Annotated in this window: 15 protein-coding genes, 1 tRNA gene and 1 pseudogene; 13 read left to right on the forward strand and 4 right to left on the reverse strand. The window is 42.3% G+C overall.

Annotated elements, in window-relative coordinates:
- Positions 1-146: 146 nt before the first annotated feature.
- The 4 genes from dapD (at position 147) to QM424_RS08780 (ending at position 3,251) form a co-directional block, all read left to right on the forward strand.
- Positions 147-845 carry a 2,3,4,5-tetrahydropyridine-2,6-dicarboxylate N-acetyltransferase gene (dapD, locus tag QM424_RS08765; protein ID WP_000127443.1) on the forward strand — a complete coding sequence of 233 codons (699 nt, stop codon included), beginning with the start codon at positions 147-149 and terminating at the stop codon, positions 843-845.
- Between the two features lie 66 nt (positions 846-911).
- Positions 912-2,042 (forward strand): N-acetyldiaminopimelate deacetylase, encoded by a 1,131-nt coding sequence (locus tag QM424_RS08770; protein WP_414394279.1) that lies wholly within the window; start codon positions 912-914, stop codon positions 2,040-2,042.
- Positions 2,043-2,053: 11 nt separating this feature from the next.
- The gene (locus tag QM424_RS08775; protein ID WP_261275714.1) at positions 2,054-2,593 is read left to right on the forward strand and encodes a 5-formyltetrahydrofolate cyclo-ligase; all 540 of its coding nucleotides are present in this window, start codon (positions 2,054-2,056) and stop codon (positions 2,591-2,593) included.
- Entirely contained in the window at positions 2,577-3,251 is a 675-nt protein-coding gene (locus QM424_RS08780; RefSeq protein WP_414394281.1) for a rhomboid family intramembrane serine protease, read from the forward strand. Before QM424_RS08775 ends, QM424_RS08780 begins: the two co-directional genes overlap by 17 nt.
- A 54-nt stretch (positions 3,252-3,305) precedes the next feature.
- Here QM424_RS08780 and galU read toward each other — a convergent pair whose 3' ends face one another.
- The 4 genes from galU to argS all read right to left on the reverse strand — a co-directional run bounded on the left by galU (position 3,306) and on the right by argS (position 7,929).
- Positions 3,306-4,205: a UTP--glucose-1-phosphate uridylyltransferase GalU gene (gene galU / locus QM424_RS08785; RefSeq protein ID WP_414394283.1), complete on the reverse strand. Its 900-nt coding sequence runs from the start codon at positions 4,203-4,205 to the stop codon at positions 3,306-3,308.
- A gap of 21 nt (positions 4,206-4,226) precedes the next feature.
- Positions 4,227-5,243: an NAD(P)H-dependent glycerol-3-phosphate dehydrogenase gene (locus QM424_RS08790; RefSeq protein ID WP_414394286.1), complete on the reverse strand. Its 1,017-nt coding sequence runs from the start codon at positions 5,241-5,243 to the stop codon at positions 4,227-4,229.
- 170 nt (positions 5,244-5,413) lie between these two features.
- Positions 5,414-5,659, reverse strand: coding sequence for a hypothetical protein (locus QM424_RS08795; RefSeq protein WP_000084861.1), 246 nt, complete (start codon positions 5,657-5,659; stop codon positions 5,414-5,416).
- 578 nt (positions 5,660-6,237) lie between these two features.
- On the reverse strand, positions 6,238-7,929 hold the full coding sequence (argS, locus tag QM424_RS08800) for an arginine--tRNA ligase (protein WP_414394288.1): 1,692 nt from the start codon (positions 7,927-7,929) through the stop codon (positions 6,238-6,240).
- A gap of 135 nt (positions 7,930-8,064) precedes the next feature.
- On the opposite strand from argS, the gene argR reads away from it, so the two are divergent.
- From argR to QM424_RS08845, 9 genes and pseudogenes are all read left to right on the forward strand, one after another.
- Positions 8,065-8,511, forward strand: coding sequence for an arginine repressor (gene argR / locus QM424_RS08805; protein WP_001231476.1), 447 nt, complete (start codon positions 8,065-8,067; stop codon positions 8,509-8,511).
- Positions 8,512-8,561: 50 nt separating this feature from the next.
- Complete coding sequence (gene mutS, locus QM424_RS08810) at positions 8,562-11,096, forward strand: DNA mismatch repair protein MutS (RefSeq protein WP_414394290.1); 2,535 nt, start codon at positions 8,562-8,564, stop codon at positions 11,094-11,096.
- A 145-nt stretch (positions 11,097-11,241) separates the two neighbouring features.
- Positions 11,242-12,948 carry a multidrug efflux ABC transporter subunit PatA gene (gene patA / locus QM424_RS08815; RefSeq protein WP_414394292.1) on the forward strand — a complete coding sequence of 569 codons (1,707 nt, stop codon included), beginning with the start codon at positions 11,242-11,244 and terminating at the stop codon, positions 12,946-12,948.
- Position 12,949: 1 nt separating this feature from the next.
- The gene (patB, locus tag QM424_RS08820) at positions 12,950-14,716 is read left to right on the forward strand and encodes a multidrug efflux ABC transporter subunit PatB (RefSeq protein ID WP_054367905.1); all 1,767 of its coding nucleotides are present in this window, start codon (positions 12,950-12,952) and stop codon (positions 14,714-14,716) included.
- Positions 14,717-14,854: 138 nt separating this feature from the next.
- Entirely contained in the window at positions 14,855-15,544 is a 690-nt protein-coding gene (locus QM424_RS08825; RefSeq protein WP_000124770.1) for a gamma-glutamyl-gamma-aminobutyrate hydrolase family protein, read from the forward strand.
- Between the two features lie 170 nt (positions 15,545-15,714).
- A complete protein-coding gene (locus QM424_RS08830; protein ID WP_000018268.1) occupies positions 15,715-17,064 on the forward strand; it encodes a glucose-6-phosphate isomerase in 1,350 nt (449 codons plus the stop codon).
- Between the two features lie 127 nt (positions 17,065-17,191).
- The gene (gltX, locus tag QM424_RS08835) at positions 17,192-18,652 is read left to right on the forward strand and encodes a glutamate--tRNA ligase (protein WP_000031054.1); all 1,461 of its coding nucleotides are present in this window, start codon (positions 17,192-17,194) and stop codon (positions 18,650-18,652) included.
- A gap of 13 nt (positions 18,653-18,665) precedes the next feature.
- Positions 18,666-19,097: pseudogene (locus tag QM424_RS08840) on the forward strand (cytidine deaminase family protein).
- 136 nt (positions 19,098-19,233) lie between these two features.
- A tRNA-Glu gene (locus QM424_RS08845) sits at positions 19,234-19,305 on the forward strand.

Here is a 19,305-nt window from a genome sequence, read left to right on the forward strand (position 1 = left end):
GGTTGTATCGGTAGGGGCTTGCTTTTACCGACAGCACGTTTTATCTCACATCCCTAAAAATCATACCTAAAAACAAACAAAAAGGCTTCAAATTTGAGGCCTTTTTTGGTAGAATAGGTATCATTAAAATGAACTAGGAGGCGCCTATGACTGCCACAAAAATGAACGCTCAAGAAATTATCCAATTTATCGCCAATGCTGAAAAGAAAACCAGTGTTAAAGTAACCTTTGAGGGAGAACTCGCAACTGCTGTACCAAGCTCTGTTGTCAAACTAGGGAATGTCCTATTCGGAGATTGGAAGGACGTGGCTCCGCTTCTCGATGGTTTGGTAGAAAATCAAGACTATGTTGTTGAGCAAGATGCTCGTAATTCTGCAGTTCCCTTGCTAGACAAACGTGCTATCAACGCTCGTATCGAGCCAGGTGCTATTATCCGTGATCAGGTTGAAATTGGTGACAATGCTGTTATCATGATGGGAGCAGTTATCAATATCGGTGCTGAAATCGGGGCAGGAACTATGATTGACATGGGGGCTATCCTTGGTGGTCGTGCTATCGTTGGGAAAAACAGTCACGTTGGTGCAGGTGCCGTTCTTGCAGGTGTGATTGAGCCAGCTAGCGCAGAACCAGTCCGTGTAGGAGACAATGTTCTTATCGGTGCCAATGCAGTGGTCATCGAAGGAGTCCAAATCGGTAGTGGTTCAGTTGTTGCAGCAGGAGCTATTGTTACACAAGATGTCCCAGAAAACGTGGTGGTAGCAGGTGTTCCAGCTCGCATTATCAAAGAGATTGATGCCCAAACCCAACAAAAAACAGCGCTAGAGGATGCGCTTCGCACCTTGTAATTCTAAAAGAAAAATAGAGGCGGGACCCTTTTCCAGCCTCTTTCTGCTATATAGGAGGAAAGATAGATGTTAGATTTGATTCAGACTAGACGAGATTTGCACCAGATTCCAGAGATTGGCTTGGAGGAGTTCAAGACTCATGCTTATTTGCTAGATGTGATTGAGAAATTGACTGCGGGCAAGAATTTTGTTCAAGTTCGTACTTGGCGGACAGGGATTTTGGTTTATTTGCAGGGAAGTCAGCCAGAGCGGACCATTGGTTGGAGAACAGATATTGATGGCCTGCCTATCGTCGAACAAACAGGCCTTCCTTTCGCTTCCCATCACCAAGGTCGTATGCACGCTTGTGGCCATGATTTCCACATGACCATTGCTTTGGGCTGTCTTGAGCGCGCCCTTGAGGAGCAACCCAAGAATAATCTACTGTTCCTATTTCAGCCTGCTGAAGAAAATGAAGCTGGTGGCATGCTCATGTATGAGGATGGCGCTTTTGGAGACTGGTTGCCAGACCAGTTTTATGGCCTCCATGTCCGTCCAGATTTAAAAGTCGGCCAGATTGCGACCAATACTCATACACTCTTTGCAGGGACTTGCGAGGTGAAGATCCGTTTCAAAGGCAAAGGTGGCCACGCAGCTTTTCCACATGAAGCTAATGACGCCTTGGTGGCGGCTAGTTACTTTGTGACCCAGGTGCAGTCAGTTGTCAGTCGCAATGTCAACCCAATCGAGGGAGCGGTGGTGACCTTTGGAGTTTTCCAAGCTGGAACAACCAACAATGTTATCACAGATACAGCCTTTTTGCATGGAACTATTCGGGCCTTGACACAGGACATGAGTCTCTTGGTGCAAAAGCGGGTCAAAACAGTTGCAGAAGGAGTTGCAGCTGCCTTTGGTATGGAAGTCGAAGTGGAACTCAAGCAAGGTGGTTACCTGCCTGTTGAGAACAATCCAGTCTTGGCGCGTGAACTGATGGATTTCTTTGAAGAAAAAGACGGAATTGAGTTGATTGATATCGAACCTGCTATGACAGGTGAAGACTTTGGTTATCTCCTTTCGAAGGTAGATGGCGTTATGTTCTGGCTAGGTATCGATAGTCCCTACGCCCTTCATCACCCTCAGATGAGTCCCAAGGAAGAAGCCTTAGCCATTGGGGTGGATGCGGTCTCTAGTTTCCTGAAAAAGAAAGCAGCAGAGTAGAGGGCTTATCTATGAAATCGGAATTACGTAAGCAAGTCTTGCAAGAAATGAAGGCTATCCCTCGAACTCAAAAAGTTACTTTGGATCTAGCTTTAACTGAGCGATTTTTACAACACCCCTTTTACCAAGAAGCCAAGACAATCGCAACTTACCTCTCTTTTCCTCATGAGTTTCAAACGCAGGAACTGATTGAGCAGGCACTGAAGGACGGCAAGAAGGTTCTAATACCCAAAACCTATCCCAAGGGGCGCATGGACTTTGTGGTCTATGATCCACAGCAGTTGGTAAAAACTTCCTTTGGATTACTGGAACCACAGGGAGATTTGGAAGTAGTGGATGCCTCTCAGATTGATTTGATTCATGTTCCTGGCTTGGTTTTTACGACGAAAGGATATCGGATAGGATACGGTGGAGGTTATTATGATCGCTATCTGAAACATATTACTGGTCATACTTTGAGTACGATATATCCTTGTCAAATTCAGGACTTTAGCCCTGAAAATCATGATATTCCTGTTCAGGAGGTACTGATTGATGAAAGAAATCTTTGATAGGCGTTACCCTGTGACGAGTTTCTTCCTCTTAGTGACGGCCTTGGTATTTATACTAATGTTGGTGACCACAGGAGGAAACTTTTACAGGGCAGATACCCTATTTCGATTTGGAGCCATGTACGGGCCTGCCATTCGCCTCTTTCCTGAGCAGATTTGGCGTCTCTTCTCTGCTATTTTTGTTCATATTGGGTGGGAGCATTTCATTGTCAATATGCTTTCGCTTTATTATCTTGGAAGGCAGGTAGAGGAGATTTTCGGATCCAAGCAGTTTTTCTTTCTTTATCTCTTATCAGGAATGATGGGTAATCTCTTTGTTTTTGAGTTTAGTCCTAAATCCTTAGCAGCAGGAGCCTCTACTTCTCTTTATGGGCTATTTGCCGCGATTATCATTCTTCGCTATGCTACGCGTAATCCTTATATCCAGCAGTTGGGGCAATCCTATCTGACACTTTTTGTGGTTAACATTATTGGAAGTGTTCTGATTCCAGGAATCAGTCTAGCAGGTCATATCGGAGGTGCAGTTGGTGGCGCATTTCTAGCAGTTATATTTCCAGTCCGAGGTGAAAGACGGATGTATAGCTCTAGTCAGAGATTGGTAGCGTTAGTGTTGTTCGTAGGACTCGCAGTCTTACTTCTCTACAAGGGAATGGGATGAAAATTTGTGTAATAAAAAAAGATAAGGAATTTTTTGAACCTTATCTTTTTTATGTTATTCCTTCTCAGCCAATCCTTTTCCAAGTTGGATGAGGTAATTTTTCAAGGCATCTTTGACTTGTGGGTGCTTGAGGGCGTAGTCAATAGATGTTTTCATAAAGCCAAACTTATCCCCAACGTCGTAACGAGCTCCTGTAAATTCACGGGCAAAAACACGCTGTGTTTTATTAAGCGTATCGATAGCATCGGTAAGCTGGATTTCATTTCCAGCACCAGGAGTTTGATTTTCTAAGATATCAAAAATTTCAGGTGTGAGTAGATAGCGACCGATGATTGCCAAATCACTTGGTGCATCTTCGGGAGCTGGTTTTTCTACGAAAGTTTCAACGCTATAGAGTCCATTACTTCCTTCACCCTGAGGAGCGATAACCCCGTATGATGAAACGTCTTCGTGTGGTACAGGCATGACAGCAATGGTTGATGCGTGTGTCTTTTCGTAATCATTCATCAGTTGTTTTGTCAAAGGAACGGCATTCTCATTTGTGATGTCCATAAGGTCATCACCCAGCATAACAACGAAGGGCTCATTCCCTACAAAAGCTTTGGCTTGTAGGACAGCGTCTCCAAGACCGCGAGGGTGAGTTTGGCGAATGAAATGGAGGCGCATGCCAGTTGCTTCATCTACCAATTTTAACAGATCTGTTTTACCTTTTTCTTTGAGGTTGTACTCAAGCTCAAAATTTGAATCAAAGTGGTCCTCAATAGAACGTTTTGATTTACCAGTGACAACTAGAATATCTTCAATACCTGATTTGAGAGCCTCTTCCACGATAAACTGGATAGTTGGTTTGTCTACAATTGGCAACATTTCTTTGGCAAGGGCCTTGGTTGCTGGTAAAAATCGAGTTCCAAGTCCAGCGGCAGGGATGACTGCCTTTCTAACTTTTGATGTCATAAGAATCCTTTCTATAGAGTGTCAAGACCACTCATTTTCTGCTTTAAATTCATTGTTCATGATGTCATAAATGGCATCTTTGATATTGGTTCCGTGGTAGATAACTTGATAAATGGCCTGCGTAATCGGCATATAGACTCCAAGTTCTTGCGCTAGTTCATAGGCTGCTCGGGTCGTTGAAATTCCTTCGATTACCATGCCCATATTGGCTTCGATATCAGCTAGGGATTCTCCCCGACCAAGGGCATCTCCAGCTCTCCAGTTACGAGAGTGGATGGAGGTTCCCGTTACGATCAAGTCTCCTACACCAGACAAGCCACTATAGGTTAATGGACTGGCCCCGAGTGCTACCCCTAGGCGAGTAATTTCAGCCAAGCCTCGAGCGATGATGGCTGCCTTGGCATTGTCACCAAATCCCAGACCATGTAAAGCTCCGGCACCGACAGCAATAATATTTTTAAGAGCACCAGCAGTTTCAACTCCAATAACATCCGTATTGGTATAAAGTCGGAAGTAGTGATTACTAAAGAGTTCTTGAACGTATTGAGCTGTTTGTAAATCTTTAGAAGCAGCAGTGATTAAAGTCAGGTCACGTACAATGGTCTCTTCTGCATGACTAGGCCCTGAGACAACGACGATATCACTGCGGAGCTGTTCAGGAATCTCTTCTTCAAGGATGGTTGATAATCGTTTATGGCTATCAGGCTCTAATCCCTTTGAAGCGTGCATGATGATAGCCTTATGGTCCAAGGTTTTTGCAACTTGTTGGGCAACAAGTCGTGTCACTTTTGTTGGGACAACAAACAAAATCGCATCTACATCTTTTAATGCCTCTGCTAAGTCGGTGTAGGCAATGATATTTTCATCTAGAACGACATCTTTAAAGTAGTGCTTGTTAGTATGATAGGTATTAATTTCATTAATTTGCTCGGGAATATTTCCCCAAATACGTACCTCGTGTCCATTGTCATTTAAGACTTGTGAAAGGGCAGTTCCCCAAGAACCAGGCCCCAAGACGGCGACGGTTTGTTTTTTCATGTTTTCCTCCTTGATAGAGTTCTCTCTTTTATTTTATCACATTCTAGGGGATTTTGCACTTGCATTGCTGGGGGAAGTGGTAGCTTTGTTGCTTGCAAAACATACAAAAACCGAGTCTAAGTATTAAACTCTCAGTCTCGGTTTTGATATTCCTTAAAGAATGGCTCGTTTTATTTCAATTGATCTGTAATGTCTTTTGATAGCAACATTCCCAGATGGTAAGTTTTATTGATATATGCAATGACATCATTGATGTTTTCAGTAGTTTGAATTTTTTCTTTGATGTCAGCCCTAAATGTTTCATCCTTCAAAAGTTGTTCTTGGTAGAGCCTTTGAAGTCTCTCCTTCTCGTACTTATTGAGCAGAAAAAGGAAAACCAAGCTAATCACAACGAGGATATAAGCATATTGGCTCATAGAATATCTCCCTGTATGATAAAGAAGTAGTAGTGAGTAGATTGAATTAGTCAATTCAAAGTAGCAGAGCAAGTTAGCAAAACTTGATAAGATTTTTGACAGGCCTCTAAACCAAAGCCTGTATAGGCTTTAGTGTAAGTTACTTAGATTTCTTTGCAATCAAGTAATTTAAAATATTACAACATGAACCAAACCAAATCGATATTATTTGGTTTGGTGAATTAGTAAAGCGTTTAGGCAAGTGTCTCTAGTTACGACGTTCTGGAACATAAATCGATCATATTTATGTCCTGAAACTAGTGAAGCGCCTAGCCAAATACCTGATAGGATTTAGCGTTGGTTACTTAAATTGCTTTACAATCAAGTAACTTGAAGATTACGACATGAACCAAACCAAATCGATATTATTTGGTTTGGTGAATTAGTGAAGCGTTTAGACAATTCGTATTGGTTACGACGTAAAGAAACATAAATCGACAATATTTATGTTTCTTTACTAGTGAAGCAGTTAGCTAGTTCGCATAAAAGCGGCTAGCGTCTAACAATTAGGAACTTTAGTTCCAATTGTTAGTACTGAATCACATCTTCTCAGGTGCTTCTACTCCAAGCAAGCGAAGGGCTTCTTTGAGAACGACTGCGGTTGCGTAGCTGAGGGCTAGACGGCTGTCGCGTTCTGGGCTTTCATCCAAGATACGTGTATGTGCATAGTATTTGTTAAAGGCTTGAGCCAGACTAATTGCAAATTTAGCAATGATAGAAGGTTCAAAGTTATCCGCCGCACGGTTGATAATACGTGGGAAATCTTGGATGAGTTTGATGATTTCCCAGCTTTCAACATCATTCAAGCTATAGTTGCCGGCTGTTTCTGGTTTGAAGTCTGCTTTACGTAAGATAGATTGGATACGAGCGTAGGCGTATTGAACATAAGGTCCAGTTTCCCCCTCGAAGGATACCATAGCCTCTAGGTCGAAGTCGTATCCATTTGTACGGTCAGTCTTGAGGTCATAGAATTTAATAGCTCCGACCCCAACAGCATGTGCTACTTGGTCTTTGTTTTCTAGTTCAGGATTTTTAGCCTCGATTTGGGCTTTGGCGCGACTAACAGCCTCTGCAACAGTAGGCTCTAGCAAGATGACATTCCCTTTACGAGTAGAGAGTTTTTTCCCTTCTTTTGTAACCAAACCAAAAGGAACGTGAGTAATGTCTTCACTCCAGTCGTAGCCCATTTCTTGCAAGACAGCTTTGAGCTGTTTAAAGTGGGCAGATTGTTCTTGACCAACAACGTAGATAGATTTAGCAAATTGGTATTCGTTTTTACGGTAAAGAGCTGCAGCCAAGTCACGTGTGATGTAGAGAGTTGCACCATCAGATTTTTTGATAAGGGCTGGATGTTCAATTCCATATTTCTCAAGATTCACAACTTGGGCACCTTCTGATTCAACAAGAAGGCCTTTTTCAGAAAGAATGTCTACAACTGCATCCATCTTATCGTTGTAGAAGGCTTCTCCGTTGTAGCTGTCAAATTCGACTTGCAATTCATTGTAAAGACGGTTAAATTCCACCAAACTTTCATCACGGAACCATTTCCAAAGAGCGAGAGCTTCCTCGTCTCCATTTTCAAGCTTACGGAACCATTCGCGTGCTTCTTCATCCAAGCTAGGGTCATTTTCAGCTTCAGCGTTGATGCGGACATAGAGTTTAAGAAGTTCGTCGATTGGATGAGCTTTTACAGCTTCTTCGTCACCCCATTTTTTGTAGGCAACAATCAACATCCCAAACTGTTTACCCCAGTCTCCCAAATGGTTGACCTTAACTGTTTGATAACCGATTTTTTGGAAAATATGTGACAAGCTATCTCCGATAACAGTTGAGCGCAGATGACCAATAGAGAATGGTTTAGCGATATTGGGACTAGACATATCGATAACAACATTTTCTTGTTTACCAATATGTTGATCAGCATAATGTTCTTTTTCAGTGATAACCGCTTGCAACACTTGAGCAGAAATGGCAGATTTATCAAGGAAAAAGTTAACGTAAGGTCCTGTTGCAACAACCTTTTCAAAGGCTTGGCTATTAATTTTTTCAGCCAGTTCAGCCGCAATCATTTGAGGTGCTTTACGTTCGACTTTTGCAAGAGAAAAAGCAGGGAAAGCAATGTCTCCCATTTCTGAGTTTTTAGGGGTTTCCAGTAAATTTAAAATAGCCTCTTGGTCTAGGCTATCAATGACGCTAGCCAATTCGCTAGCAATCAATTCTTTTGTATTCATTAAGAGCTCCTTTTTGGACTTTTCTACTATTTTATCACAATTTTAAAGAAAGAAGAAAAAATTTTTGAAATCTCCTATTTTTTTGGTATAATATAGTTATAAAAATAGTTATAAATATTCACATAAGAGGATTTTATGAGAAAAAGAGATCGTCATCAGTTAATAAAAAAAATGATTACTGAGGAGAAATTAAGTACACAAAAAGAAATTCAAGATCGGTTGGAGGCGCACAATGTTTTTGTGACGCAGACAACCCTGTCTCGTGATTTGCGCGAAATCGGCTTGACCAAGGTCAAGAAAAATGATATGGTGTATTATGTACTAGCAAATGAGACAGAAAAGATTGATTTGGTGGAATTTTTGTCTCATCATTTAGAAGGCGTTGCAAGAGCAGAGTTTACCTTGGTGCTTCATACCAAATTGGGCGAAGCCTCTGTTTTGGCAAATATTGTAGATGCAAACAAGGATGAATGGATTTTAGGAACAGTTGCTGGTGCCAATACCTTATTGGTCATTTGTCGAGACCAGCACGTTGCCAAACTCATGGAAGATCGTTTGCTAGATTTGATGAAAGATAAGTAAGGTCTTGGGAGTTGCTCTCAAGACTTATTTTTGACAAGGAGAGACGGAAAATGGCGACAGAAAAGCTATCACCCGGCATGCAACAGTATGTGGATATTAAAAAGCAATATCCAGATGCTTTTTTGCTCTTTCGTATGGGTGATTTTTATGAATTATTTTATGAGGATGCGGTCAATGCTGCGCAGATTCTGGAAATTTCCTTAACGAGTCGCAACAAGAATGCCGACAATCCGATTCCTATGGCGGGTGTTCCCTATCATTCTGCACAACAGTATATCGATGTCTTGATTGAGCAGGGCTACAAGGTAGCCATTGCAGAGCAGATGGAAGATCCTAAACAAGCAGTTGGAGTTGTGAAACGAGAGGTTGTTCAGGTCATTACGCCAGGGACAGTGGTCGATAGCAGTAAGCCAGACAGTCAGAACAACTTCTTGGTTGCTATAGATCGAGATGGCAATCAATTTGGCTTAGCTTATATGGACCTGGTGACGGGTGACTTTTATGTGACAGGTCTTTTGGATTTCACGCTGGTTTGTGGGGAAATCCGTAATCTAAAGGCGCGAGAAGTGGTGCTGGGCTATGACTTGTCTGAGGAAGAGGAACAAATCCTTAGTCGTCAGATGAATCTGGTACTTTCCTATGAAAAAGAAGGCTTTGAAGACCTTCATTTACTGGATTCACGATTGGCATCTGTGGAGCAAGCGGCATCTAGTAAGCTGCTCCAGTATATTCATCGGACTCAAATGAGGGAATTGAACCACCTCAAACCTGTTATCCGATATGAAATCAAGGATTTCTTGCAGATGGATTATGCGACCAAGGCTAGTCTGGATTTGGTTGAGAATGCCCGTTCAGGTAAGAAGCAAGGCAGTCTTTTCTGGCTTTTGGATGAAACCAAAACGGCTATGGGGATGCGACTCTTGCGTTCTTGGATTCATCGTCCTTTGATTGATAAGGAACGAATCATCCAACGCCAAGAAGTGGTGCAGGTATTTCTCGACCATTTCTTTGAGCGTAGTGATTTGACAGACAGTCTCAAGGGTGTTTATGACATTGAGCGCTTGGCTAGTCGTGTTTCTTTTGGCAAAACCAATCCCAAGGATCTCTTGCAGTTGGCGACCACCTTGTCCAGTGTGCCAAGGATTCGTGCGATTTTAGAAGGAATGGAGCAACCTGCTCTAGCCTATCTCATCGAACAACTGGATGGAATCCCTGAGTTGGAGAGCTTGATTAGCGCAGCGATTGCTCCTGAAGCTCCTCATGTGATTACGGAAGGTGGTATTATCCGCACTGGATTTGATGAGACTTTAGACAAGTACCGTCGCGTTCTCAGAGAAGGGACTGGTTGGATTGCTGAGATTGAGGCTAAGGAACGCGAAAACTCTGGTATCAGCACGCTTAAGATTGACTACAATAAAAAGGATGGCTACTATTTCCATGTGACCAATTCGCAACTGGGAAATGTGCCAGCCCATTTTTTCCGCAAGGCGACGCTGAAAAACTCAGAACGCTTCGGTACCGAGGAATTAGCTCGTATCGAAGGCGACATGTTGGAGGCACGTGAGAAGTCTGCTAACCTAGAGTACGAAATTTTTATGCGTATTCGTGAAGAGGTCAGCAAGTATATCCAGCGTTTGCAGGCTTTAGCTCAAGGCATAGCGACAGTTGATGTCCTGCAAAGTCTAGCAGTTGTGGCCGAAACCCAGCATTTGATTCGACCTGAATTCGGAGATGATTCGCGAATTGATATCCAGAAAGGGCGCCATGCTGTCGTTGAAAAGGTTATGGGGGCTCAGACCTATATTCCAAATACGATTCAGATGGCAGAAGATACCAGTATCCAACTGATTACAGGGCCAAACATGAGTGGGAAGTCTACCTACATGCGCCAGCTGGCTATGACGGCGGTTATGGCCCAGATGGGGTCTTATGTGCCAGCAGAAAGCGCCTATTTACCGATTTTTGATGCAATCTTTACCCGTATCGGAGCAGCAGATGACTTGGTTTCAGGTCAGTCAACCTTTATGGTGGAGATGATGGAGGCCAACAATGCCATTTCGCATGCGACCAAAAATTCCTTGATTCTCTTTGATGAATTGGGACGTGGAACTGCAACTTATGACGGGATGGCTCTTGCTCAGTCTATCATCGAATATATCCATGAGCGCATCGGAGCTAAGACCCTCTTTGCGACCCACTACCATGAGTTGACTAGTCTGGAGTCTAGTTTACAACACTTGGTTAATGTCCACGTGGCAACTTTGGAGCAGGATGGGCAGGTCACCTTCCTTCACAAGATTGAACCAGGTCCAGCTGATAAATCCTATGGTATTCATGTTGCAAAGATTGCTGGCTTGCCAGCAGACCTTTTAGCAAGGGCGGATAAGATTTTGACTCAGTTAGAGAATCAAGGGACAGAAAGTCCTGCTCCCATGAGACAAACAAGTGCCGTCACTGAACAGATTTCACTCTTTGATACGGCAGAAGAAAACCCTATTCTAGCAGAATTAGCTAAATTGGACATTTACAACATGACACCTATGCAGGCTATGAATGTCTTGGTCGAGTTAAAACAGAAACTATAAAGAGAAAATTACTTGTCATTCTAGCTGTATCAAGGAGACTTCTTTGACAATCCTTCACTTTTTTGCTAGAATAACATCACACAAACAGAATGAGAAGGAGCTGACGCATTGTCGCTCCCTTTTGTCTATTTTTTAAGGAGAAAGTATGCTGATTCAGAAAATAAAAACTTACAAGTGGCAGGCCTTGGCTTCGCTCCTGATGACGGGCTTGATGGTTGCTAGTTCACTTCTGCAACCGCGTTATCTGCAGGAAGTGTTAGACGCCCTCCTTGCTGGAAAATATGAAGCTATTTATAGCATAGGGGCTTGGTTGATTGGTGTGGCCTTGGTCGGTCTGGTTGCTGGTGGGCTCAATGTTGTCCTTGCAGCCTATATTGCCCAAGGAGTTTCAGCTGACCTTCGGGAGGACGCCTTCCGTAAAATCCAGACCTTTTCTTATGCCAATATTGAACAATTTAATGCGGGAAATCTAGTCGTTCGAATGACAAATGATATCAACCAGATTCAGAACGTCGTCATGATGACCTTCCAAATTCTTTTCAGACTTCCCCTCTTGTTCATCGGTTCGTTTATCCTGGCGGTTCAAACCTTACCTTCTCTGTGGTGGGTGATTGTTCTCATGGTCATCTTGATTTTTGCCTTGACTGCTGTCATGATGGGGATGATGGGTCCTCGTTTTGTCAAGTTTCAAACCCTGCTTGAACGCATCAATGCCATTGCCAAGGAAAATTTGCGTGGCGTTCGTGTGGTCAAGTCCTTTGTCCAAGAAAAAGAGCAATTTGCTAAGTTTACGGAGGTTTCAGACGAGCTTCTTGGTCAAAATCTTTACATCGGTTATGCCTTTTCAGTAGTGGAACCTTTCATGATGTTGGTCGGTTATGGGGCGGTATTTCTCTCTATTTGGCTAGTTGCTGGGATGGTTCAGTCGGATCCGTCAGTTGTTGGCTCCATTGCTTCCTTTGTCAATTACCTAAGCCAGATTATTTTTACCATTGTTATGGTTGGATTTTTGGGAAATTCTGTCAGTCGTGCTATGATTTCCATGCGTCGTATTCGAGAAATTCTGGACGCAGAGCCAGCCATGACCTTCAAGGATGTCCCAGATGAAGAGTTGGTCGGAAGTCTTAGCTTTGAAAATGTGACCTTTACCTATCCAATGGACAAGGAACCGATGCTGAAAGATGTGAGCTTTACTATTGAACCTGGTCAAATGGTTGGTGTCGTTGGAGCGACTGGTGCAGGAAAATCAACCTTGGCTCAATTAATTCCACGTCTCTTTGACCCACAGAAAGGAGCCATCAAAATCGGAGGCAAGGATATTCGAGAAGTGAGTGAAGGGACCCTGCGTAAAACAGTTTCTATCGTTCTCCAACGTGCCATTCTCTTTAGTGGAACGATTGCAGATAACTTGAGACAGGGTAAGGGAGATGCTACTCTATTTGAAATGGAGCGAGCAGCCAATATTGCCCAAGCTAGTGAATTCATTCATCGTATGGAGAAAACCTTTGAAAGTCCAGTTGAGGAACGGGGAACCAACTTCTCTGGTGGGCAAAAACAAAGGATGTCGATTGCGCGTGGGATTGTCAGTAATCCACGTATTCTGATTTTTGACGATTCGACCTCGGCCTTGGATGCTAAGTCAGAGCGCCTGGTTCAAGAAGCCTTGAATAAGGACTTGAAGGGAACAACAACCATTATCATCGCGCAAAAGATTAGCTCGGTTGTTCATGCAGATAAAATCTTGGTTCTAGATCAAGGACGATTGATTGGTCAAGGTACGCATGCAGACTTGGTTGCCAACAATGCTGTTTACCGTGAAATCTACGAAACACAGAAAGGAAAGGAGGAGTAAAATGAAGACAGTTCAATTTTTTTGGAATTATTTTAAAGTCTATAAGCTATCATTTGTAGTTGTTATCCTGATGATTGTTCTGGCAACTCTTGCCCAAGCCCTCTTTCCGGTCTTTTCTGGACAAGCAGTGACGCAGCTAGCTAATTTAGTTCAAGCTTATCAAGATGGCAATCCAGAACTTGTTTGGCAGAGTCTATCAGGAATCATGGTCAATCTTGGTCTGCTGGTTTTGGTTCTATTTATCTCCAGTGTCATATACATGTGCCTCATGACGCGCGTGATTGCAGAATCGACCAACGAGATGCGCAAAGGCCTATTTGGGAAGCTTGCGCGATTGACGGTTTCATTCTTTGACCGCCGACAAGATGGAGATATCCTGTCTCGTTTTACCAGTGATTTGGATAATATCCTCCAAGCCTTTAACGAAAGCTTGGTTCAGGTTATGAGCAATATTGTTTTATATATCGGTCTGATTCTTGTCATGTTTTCGAGAAATGTGACGCTGGCCCTCATCACCATTGCCAGCACACCAGTGGCCTTTCTTATGCTGATTTTTATTGTAAAAATGGCACGCAAATACACCAACATCCAGCAAAAAGAGGTAGGGAAGCTCAACGCCTATATGGACGAGAGTATTTCAGGCCAAAAAGCTGTCATTGTGCAAGGTATTCAAGAGGATATGATGGCAGGGTTTCTTGAACAAAATGAGCGCGTGCGCAAGGCAACCTTTAAAGGAAGAATGTTCTCAGGAATTCTTTTCCCTGTCATGAATGGGATGAGTCTGGTTAATACAGCCATCGTCATCTTTGCTGGTTCAGCTGTACTTTTGAATGATAAGGCTATTGAAACAAGTACAGCCCTAGGTTTGATTGTTATGTTTGCCCAATTTTCACAGCAGTACTACCAGCCTATTATCCAAGTTGCGGCTAGTTGGGGAAGCCTTCAGTTGGCCTTTACAGGTGCTGAACGGATTCAGGAAATGTTTGATGCAGAGGAAGAAATCCGACCTGAAAAGGCTCCAATCTTCACTAAGTTGCAAGAAGGTGTTGAAATTAGTCATATTGATTTTTCATACTTGCCTGATAAACCTATTTTGAAAGATGTCAGCATTTCCGCTCCGAAAGGCCAGATGACAGCGGTTGTTGGGCCGACAGGGTCAGGGAAAACGACTATTATGAACCTCATCAATCGCTTTTATGATGTTGATGCTGGTGATATTTATTTTGACGGCAAAGACATTCGTGACTATGATTTAGATAGTCTCAGAAGCAAGGTGGGAATTGTTTTGCAAGATTCGGTCTTGTTTAGCGGAACAATTCGAGACAATATCCGTTTTGGTGTGCCAGCTGCTAGTCAAGAAATGGTTGAGGCAGCAGCCAAGGCAACCCATATCCACGACTACATCGAAAGCTTACCTGATAAATACGATACTCTTATAGATGATGACCAGAGCATCTTCTCAACTGGGCAAAAGCAATTGATTTCTATCGCTCGAACCCTGATGACAGATCCAGAAGTCCTCATTCTCGATGAAGCCACTTCAAACGTAGATACGGTGACAGAAAGTAAGATTCAGCATGCCATGGAGGCGGTTGTAGCAGGCAGAACTAGTTTCGTCATTGCTCACCGTTTGAAGACCATCCTCAATGCAGACCAGATTATTGTCCTCAAAGATGGAGAAGTCATTGAACGTGGTAACCACCATGAACTCTTGAAGTTAGGTGGATTTTACTCAGAACTCTATCACAATCAATTTGTTTTTGAATAAGAAAAAAGTTGTCCTATTCGGGCAGCTTTTTCTTGTCCATAAAAAATTTTTATCACGGCCTTTAAAAAAACATATTAGACGAAAGTCATTTTGAGTGATATGATAGGAGTATGGTTAATATTCGAAAGGAGAGACATCATGGCTAGAACGGTTGTAGGAGTTGCTGCAAATCTATGTCCCGTAGACGCAGAAGGCAAAAACATTCATTCATCTGTATCTTGTAGATTTGCAGAGAGCATTCGTCAAGTCGGTGGTCTCCCTTTAGTTATTCCTGTTGGTGATGAGTCAGTTGTACGCGATTATGTGGAAATGATTGACAAGCTTATTTTGACAGGCGGTCAAAATGTCCATCCTCAGTTTTATGGAGAGAAAAAGACTATCGAGAGTGATGATTACAATCTAGTACGTGATGAGTTTGAATTGGCACTCTTGAAAGAAGCGCTCCGTCAGAATAAACCAATTATGGCAATCTGTCGCGGTGTTCAACTTGTCAATGTTGCCTTTGGTGGAACGCTCAATCAAGAAATCGAAGGTCATTGGCAAGGTCTACCTTTCGGAACATCTCACTCTATTGAGACAGTGGAAGGAAGCGTGGTGGCTAAGCTATTTGGGAAAGAAAGTCAGGTCAACTCCGTCCATCGTCAAAGCATTAAAGATTTGGCACCTAATTTCCGTGTAACTGCTATTGATCCAAGAGACCAAACCATCGAAGCGATTGAGTCTATCGATGAGCACCGCATTATCGGTTTGCAGTGGCATCCAGAGTTTCTGGTTAATGAAGAAGATGGCAATTTAGAATTATTTGAGTATTTATTGAATGAACTGTAACGACTGGGACATCTGGTCGTTCTTTATTTTATTTTTTCAAAATTTTTGGAATGTGGGATTTTTACGCAAACGTTTGAATTCTGATAAAAAATGGAGAAATTCGACAAAAAAACTTGAAAAAAACGAAGGTAAGCGTTATGATAGAAAAGAAGAAATATTGGAGGAATAACATGTCACATATTAAATTTGATTATTCAAAAGTTTTAGACAAATTTGTTGCACCACATGAAGTGGAATACATGCAATCACAAGTAACAGCAGCAGATGAATTGATCCGTAAAGGAACTGGTGCTGGTAGCGACTTCTTAGGATGGTTGGACCTTCCTGAAAACTACGACCGTGAAGAATTTGACCGTATCTTGAAAGCTGCTGAGCAAATCAAATCAGACAGCGATGTTTTGGTTGTTATCGGTATCGGTGGATCTTACCTTGGTGCTAAAGCAGCAATCGACTTCTTGAACCACCACTTTGCAAACTTGCAAACAAAAGAAGAACGTAAGGCTCCACAAATCCTTTACGCAGGAAACTCAATCTCATCTACTTACCTTGCTGACTTGGTAGAGTACGTAGCTGATAAAGACTTCTCAGTAAACGTAATTTCTAAATCAGGTACAACAACTGAACCAGCTATCGCTTTCCGTGTCTTCAAAGAACTTTTGGTTAAGAAATACGGACAAGAAGAAGCCAACAAACGTATCTATGCAACAACTGACCGCCAAAAAGGTGCTGTTAAGGTTGAAGCAGACGCTAACGGTTGGGAAACATTTGTTGTTCCAGATGACATCGGTGGACGCTTCTCAGTATTGACAGCTGTTGGTTTGCTTCCAATCGCTGCCTCAGGAGCTGACATCAAAGCCCTTATGGAAGGTGCTAACGCAGCTCGCAAAGACTACACTTCAGATAAAATCTCTGAAAATGAAGCTTACCAATATGCAGCTGTTCGTAACATCCTTTACCGTAAAGGTTATGCAACTGAGATCTTGGTAAACTACGAGCCATCACTTCAATACTTCTCAGAGTGGTGGAAACAATTGGCTGGTGAATCAGAAGGAAAAGACCAAAAAGGTATCTACCCAACTTCAGCCAACTTCTCAACTGACTTGCACTCACTTGGTCAATTTATCCAAGAAGGAACTCGTATCATGTTTGAAACAGTAGTCCGTGTTGACAAACCTCGTAAAAACGTGATTATCCCTAGCTTGGAAGAAGACCTTGATGGACTTGGTTACCTTCAAGGAAAAGATGTTGACTTTGTAAACAAAAAAGCGACTGATGGTGTTCTTCTTGCCCACACAGATGGTGATGTACCAAACATGTACGTGACTCTTCCAGAGCAAGATGCTTTCACTCTTGGTTACACTATCTACTTCTTCGAATTGGCTATCGCTCTTTCAGGTTACTTGAATGCTATCAACCCATTTGACCAACCAGGTGTTGAAGCTTACAAACGTAACATGTTTGCCCTTCTTGGAAAACCAGGATTTGAAGAATTGAGCAAAGAACTTAACGCACGTCTATAATAGAAGAAAAGAGTGGTTTGTCCACTCTTTTTACTCTCTTTATCCATAGAAATTGGACTCAGCCAAGACTTGTGATATAATATAGAGAGCAAAAAGGCAGACGCCTAGAGACTTTATAGGAGAAACTATGTCAAAAGATATCCGCGTACGTTACGCACCAAGTCCAACAGGACTACTACACATCGGAAATGCCCGTACAGCATTGTTCAACTACCTTTACGCACGTCATCATGGTGGAACTTTTATTATCCGTATCGAAGATACTGACCGTAAACGCCATGTCGAGGATGGTGAACGTTCACAGCTTGAAAACCTTCGTTGGTTAGGTATGGACTGGGATGAAAGTCCAGAAACACATGAAAATTACCGCCAGTCTGAGCGTTTGGACTTGTATCAAAAATACATTGACCAACTATTAGCTGAAGGAAAAGCCTACAAATCTTACGTTACAGAAGAAGAGTTAGCAGCTGAACGTGAACGCCAAGAAGCAGCTGGCGAAACACCACGCTACATCAACGAATACCTTGGTATGAGTGAAGAAGAAAAAGCAGCTTACATCGCAGAACGTGAAGCAGCAGGGATCATTCCAACTGTTCGTTTGGCTGTCAATGAGTCAGGTATCTACAAGTGGCATGATATGGTCAAAGGTGATATCGAATTTGAAGGTGGCAATATCGGCGGTGACTGGGTTATCCAAAAGAAAGACGGTTACCCAACTTACAACTTTGCCGTTGTTATCGATGACCACGATATGCAAATTTCTCACGTAATCCGTGGAGACGACCACATTGCTAATACACCAAAACAGCTCATGGTTTATGAAGCACTTGGTTGGGAAGCTCCAGAGTTTGGTCACATGACTTTGATTATCAACTCTGAAACTGGGAAAAAATTGTCTAAACGCGATACTAATACACTTCAATTTATCGAAGACTACCGTAAAAAAGGTTATTTACCAGAAGCAGTTTTTAACTTTATTGCTCTTCTTGGTTGGAACCCAGGTGGAGAAGATGAGATTTTCTCTCGTGAAGAATTGATTAAACTTTTCGATGAAAACCGCCTCAGCAAGTCTCCAGCAGCCTTTGACCAGAAAAAACTAGACTGGATGAGCAATGACTATATCAAGAATGCAGACCTAGAAACTATCTTTGAAATGGCAAAACCATTCCTAGAAGAAGCAGGTCGATTGACTGACAAGGCTGAAAAATTAGTTGAACTCTATAAACCACAAATGAAATCAGTCGATGAAATTATCCCATTGACAGATCTCTTCTTCTCAGATTTCCCAGAATTGACCGAAGCAGAGCGCGAAGTCATGGCAGGTGAAACAGTCCCAACAGTTCTTGAAGCCTTCAAAGCAAAACTTGAAGCGATGACAGATGATGAATTTGTAACAGAGAATATCTTCCCACAAATTAAAGCAGTCCAAAAAGAAACAGGTATTAAAGGGAAAAATCTTTTCATGCCTATTCGTATCGCTGTTTCAGGTGAAATGCATGGACCAGAATTACCAGATACAATTTTCTTGCTTGGACGTGAAAAATCAATTCAGCATATCGAAAATATGTTAAAGGAAATCTCTAAGTAAGAAGGATGCAACAATGGACATCTGGGAAAAGATGTACGAAGAAGCACAGAAGCTATACGATCCACATGAAGTATCAGACTTTGTTTATGCCAATCATGTTGTAGCTGCAGTAGAAGCAGAAGATGGACAAATATTTACAGGATTCTGTATGGAGGGAACCTGTGGTGTTTTCCATCTCTGCGCAGAGCGGGCGGCACTCTTTAATATGTACCAATTTTCAGGACAAACTAAGGTTAAAAAAGTATTAGCCTTTCGTGATAAACCACCTTATGGTGGAAGTTCCGGTATGCCCTGTGGAGCTTGCAGAGAATTTCTCTTGTAGTTGAACGCTGAAAATAAAGATGCAGAATTCATGATGGACTACAATACAAGAAAGACAGTTAAAGTCGCAGAACTAATGCCCTATTGGTGGGGAGAAGAACGTGCTTCTAAGTTTGATAAATAATAAAAGAGTCAGTTCAGTTCTGGCTCTTTTATTATAAGTTGAAAAAGTCGATTTGAAAAAATGAAAAAAATTAGAAAAAGATGTTGACAAAAAATAAAAAGTCGGTATAATAGTAAGAGTTGAAAACACCAACTCTGGTCCGTTGGTCAAGGGGTTAAGACACCGCCTTTTCACGGCGGTAACACGGGTTCGAATCCCGTACGGACTA

Source organism: Streptococcus mitis, assembly GCF_047464945.1.
Classification (GTDB): Bacteria; Bacillota; Bacilli; order Lactobacillales; family Streptococcaceae; genus Streptococcus; species Streptococcus mitis_EA.